Origin of the sequence: Mesorhizobium sp. M7A.F.Ca.US.006.01.1.1, from assembly GCF_003997935.1 — a bacterium.
Classification (GTDB): domain Bacteria; phylum Pseudomonadota; class Alphaproteobacteria; order Rhizobiales; family Rhizobiaceae; genus Mesorhizobium.
In genome coordinates, this window is sequence record NZ_RZQL01000415.1 from 1 (window position 1) to 3531 (window position 3531).

The window sequence follows — 3531 nt, forward strand, 5'->3', positions numbered from 1 at the left end:
ACTCCCCTACTCCCCTCTTCCGCCGCAGCCTGCCGCAAATCGGCAATCACCGCGCGCCGGTCATGACGCCGCCAGGCGAGATGGAGTGAAACCGTGCGGTCGAACCACGGCAGGTCGCGAAACACGATCCGCGGCGGCGCGGCGGCACGCAGGCTGGCTTGCACCGTCGCCAAGCCGAGACCCGCGCTGACAAGGCCGAGCGAGGTCAGCGGGTCCGCCGTCTCATAGGCGATGTCGGGCAAAAAGCCGGCTTTGGCGCAGGCGGCAAGGAACTGGCCGCGATTGGTGTCGTCCGGCTGGCGCACGACGGTGATCCAGGTGCGACCGTCAAGATGGTGAGGCCCGATCTCTGGCACTTCAACGAGTGGGTCATCTTCGGGGATCGCCAGCACCAGCGGCTCATGCCGCAGCGCCATGGCGGCGACATCCGGATCATCATCGGGTGGCGAGGAGTAGACAAAGCCCAGATCCAGCGACCGCTGCCGTAGCCCTTCCAACTGCGCCGCCGAACGCAGGCTTCTCAGCTGCAGGTGGAAATCCGGCCGATCGCGACGGAACTGGCGCAGCATCCCGGCGACAAGCCCGGCATGAACGGCCCCTTCGACATAGCCGATGGCGAGCCGGCCGACGGCGCCGCTGGCCAGGTTGCGGCCGAACTCCTCCACACGTCGCGCATTGGACAGCAGCGCGCGGGCCTCGGTGAGGAAGGCGCGGCCCTCGGCGTTGAGATGGATCCGCTGCTTCGACCTTTCAAAGAGGGAAACACCCAACTGCTCCTCGAGCTGGATGATCTGCCGGCTGAGTGGCGACTGGGAAATATGCAGCATTTCGGCTGCGCGCCCGACATTTCCGGTTTCGGCGACCGTGACGAAATAGCGGAGCTGGCGCAGGTCGAACATTTATCCTCCAAGGCTCAAGTCCCCTTAGGTCTCAACTTTAACCTAATCAGTCTTGGACTGTCTGACCAGCCAAAAGCGATAATCGGCCATCCAACCAAAGGAGACCGCCATGCAGTTCTTTGCCCTTCTCGCTCGCAACACCGAAAAATTTGCCGATGCCGATTTCGCTCCGCTTCTGCCCGGCGAAGCCGAACAGCGGCGCACGCTCTACGCCGAAGGGGCGGTACGTCAGGTGTGGAACCGAGGCGACGTCCCGGGCAGCGGCATGATGCTCGAGGCTGCCGACGATGCTGAGGTTCGCGGGCACCTCGCCACCTTGCCGTTGGTCAAGGCCGGCATGATGGACATTGCCGCAATCGTGCCCCTCAAGCCCTACCCCGGCTTCGGCCCGAAGCACTGACAGGGCACATCCGGGGGTGGCGAAGGCGTCACCACCGGATTGACTCAGGTGATCGACAGACTGTGATCGACTGTCAAGAAACCGTCACACGGAACCGGGTTCGCTCGTGCTAGAAATCAAGGCCAGGCAGCCGCCGTGCGGTGCCATCTTCGGAACATGCATCTGGCACCGCCCCATGGATATCACTCTCGCCCCGGAAGGCACCGACCTGTCGCCTTACCTGCCCGACGAGCACGGACTGTTCTTCATCTATCACTTCACCGCTGAGGGCGTGCGAACCAGGGACGCCACCGCCGCGCACTGGACATGGCGCAGCTACCAGCTTTCCGACATGCGGGCCCGCCACGAAATCGGCGCCGATCAGGCTTTGCCGGCACCGGTGCGTGAAGCTTTCCTGTCCGCCAGCCATGGCTGCCACATCGACCTCGAGGACGACTGGCTCTATGGCGATCTGCCGGACCTGCGCCATGACTATTCGGCGGAAGCGGGCGGGCTTGGTCATTTCCGCTTCGCGCTCAACGACACGACGCTGGTCGGCGCTCGCAAGCAACCGCTGCAGTCGGTCGACAACATCCGCAAGGCGATCGAGAATGGATCGCGCAAGTTCCGCTCGCCAGCCGAGTTGATCGAGGCTGTCGTCGGCCAGTCGTTCGATGGCATGGTGGCGGAACTTGCGGCACTCGGCGACAGTCTCGACGGCATCGAAGACCGTATCGTCTGCGACGCATGGCACAATGAACGGCAATCCCTCGTCGACGCGCGCCGGCATCTGGTGGTGATCCACAGGCAGATGGCGACGCTGACCAATCTGTTTCGCCATCTCGATCATTCGCACCGCAACGACCTGCCCGATTCCATCAATGACATGGCGGCGCGGCTGTCGCACCGGGCGCAGACATTGCACTATGACGGCGAACAATTGCAGGCGCGCGCCCGGCTGCTGCAGGACGAACTGATGGCCAAGCTGACGACGCAATCGAACCGGCTGCTTTACGTGTTGTCGGTGATGACGGCGGTGCTGTTGCCGATGACCATCATCTCGGGCCTGTTCGGCATGAACGTTGGGGGCCTGCCGCTGGTCGACACGCCAATGGGCTTTTGGGTGGTGACGGCTGTGTCGATGGTGATCGCGGGCGCGACCTATCTCTTTGTCAGGCGGCTCGGACAGATGTAGCACCCACCGGCGGCTTTCACGCCTTGGCGCGAAGATCCTCGATGACGGTGCCGGCGGCCGCCACTTCCGCTTCGTGATCGGGCTCGCGCCAGGTCTCGGCAAGCCCAGCCGCATGCCATTCGCGCATCGCCGCCAAGGCAAGCAATTGCGCCGGATAGGCTGCAGCCGCACCCTCGAAGGAGAGCCCATAGGACTGTGCGCGGAACGCCACCGGGGCAAAGAAAGCATCGACGGCGGTGAAATGAGCGCCGGCCAGAAACGGCCCGCCGAAACGGGCAAGGCCATCGTTCCAGAGGTCACCGAGGCGAAAGAGGTCCTGCTTCAGCGCATCGGACATCGGAAACGGCTTTACCCGCACGCCGCAACTCATCGGACAGGCGCTGCGCAATGCGGTGAAGCTCGAATGCATCTCGGCGGCGGCCGAGCGTGCCCAGGCGCGCGCCTTGGCTTCGACGGGCCACACGCCATGGTGGCGTTCGGCGAGATACTCGACGATGGCCAGCGAATCCCAGACCGCCCAGCCGTCGTCGATCAGGCACGGCACGCGGCCGCTCGGCGAGAATGGCCGGTAGAGGCTCCAGCTCGAGCCGGTCGGGAATGGCGTCAGCCGCTCCTCGAATGGGATATCCAGCTCTCGCATCAACACCCAAGGCCGCAGCGACCATGAGGAATAATTCTTGTTGGCGATGTGCAGCAGGTACATCCGAAACCCTTACCGTGCGGGCTGCGGCGCGGCCCGGCGCGCTGTCGTCAACATCGACCAGGAATAGACCGCCAGTGCCGCCCAGATCAGCGCAAAGGCGATGGCCTGGATGGTGCCGAAAGGCTCGTCGAAGACCAGAACGGCGATCAAAAACACCATGGTCGGCGCGATGTATTGCATGATGCCGATGGTTGACAGGCGCAACAGCTTGGCGCCGAAGGCGAACAGCAACAACGGCACCGATGTGACCGGACCGCAGCCGATCAGCAGCGCCGTATCGGCACCACTGCTGGATACGATGTGGTCCTGCCCGGTCGCTATCAGATAAACGATGTAACCAAGTGCCGGCACCGAC

4 protein-coding genes and 1 pseudogene are annotated in these 3531 nt (G+C 63.8%); 2 read left to right on the plus strand and 3 right to left on the minus strand.

The features are described 5' to 3' along the window. Positions 1-899: LysR substrate-binding domain-containing protein (locus EN943_RS36075; protein WP_127416507.1), on the minus strand; the 899-nt coding region annotated here is incomplete at its 3' end. Positions 900-1008: 109 nt separating this feature from the next. Here EN943_RS36075 and EN943_RS36080 point away from each other — a divergent pair. After that, on the plus strand, positions 1009-1299 hold the full coding sequence (locus EN943_RS36080) for a muconolactone Delta-isomerase family protein (protein ID WP_127416508.1): 291 nt from the start codon (positions 1009-1011) through the stop codon (positions 1297-1299). 175 nt (positions 1300-1474) lie between these two features. Next, positions 1475-2473, plus strand: a complete 999-nt coding sequence (locus EN943_RS36085) for a transporter (RefSeq protein WP_127416509.1) — start codon at positions 1475-1477, stop codon at positions 2471-2473. Between the two features lie 16 nt (positions 2474-2489). Here EN943_RS36085 and EN943_RS36090 read toward each other — a convergent pair whose 3' ends face one another. After that, a complete protein-coding gene (locus EN943_RS36090; protein WP_127416510.1) occupies positions 2490-3176 on the minus strand; it encodes a glutathione S-transferase family protein in 687 nt (228 codons plus the stop codon). 9 nt (positions 3177-3185) lie between these two features. Then, positions 3186-3531, minus strand: a pseudogene (locus EN943_RS36095) (EamA family transporter RarD); the annotation flags it as partial.

Excerpts from the sequence above, each read along its gene's own strand:
- EN943_RS36080 (WP_127416508.1), top strand. The coding sequence starts at position 1,009 with ATGCAGTTCTTTGCCCTTCTCGCTCGCAACACCGAAAAATTTGCCGAT.
- EN943_RS36085 (WP_127416509.1), top strand. The coding sequence starts at position 1,475 with ATGGATATCACTCTCGCCCCGGAAGGCACCGACCTGTCGCCTTACCTG.
- EN943_RS36090 (WP_127416510.1), bottom strand. The coding sequence starts at position 3,176 with ATGTACCTGCTGCACATCGCCAACAAGAATTATTCCTCATGGTCGCTG.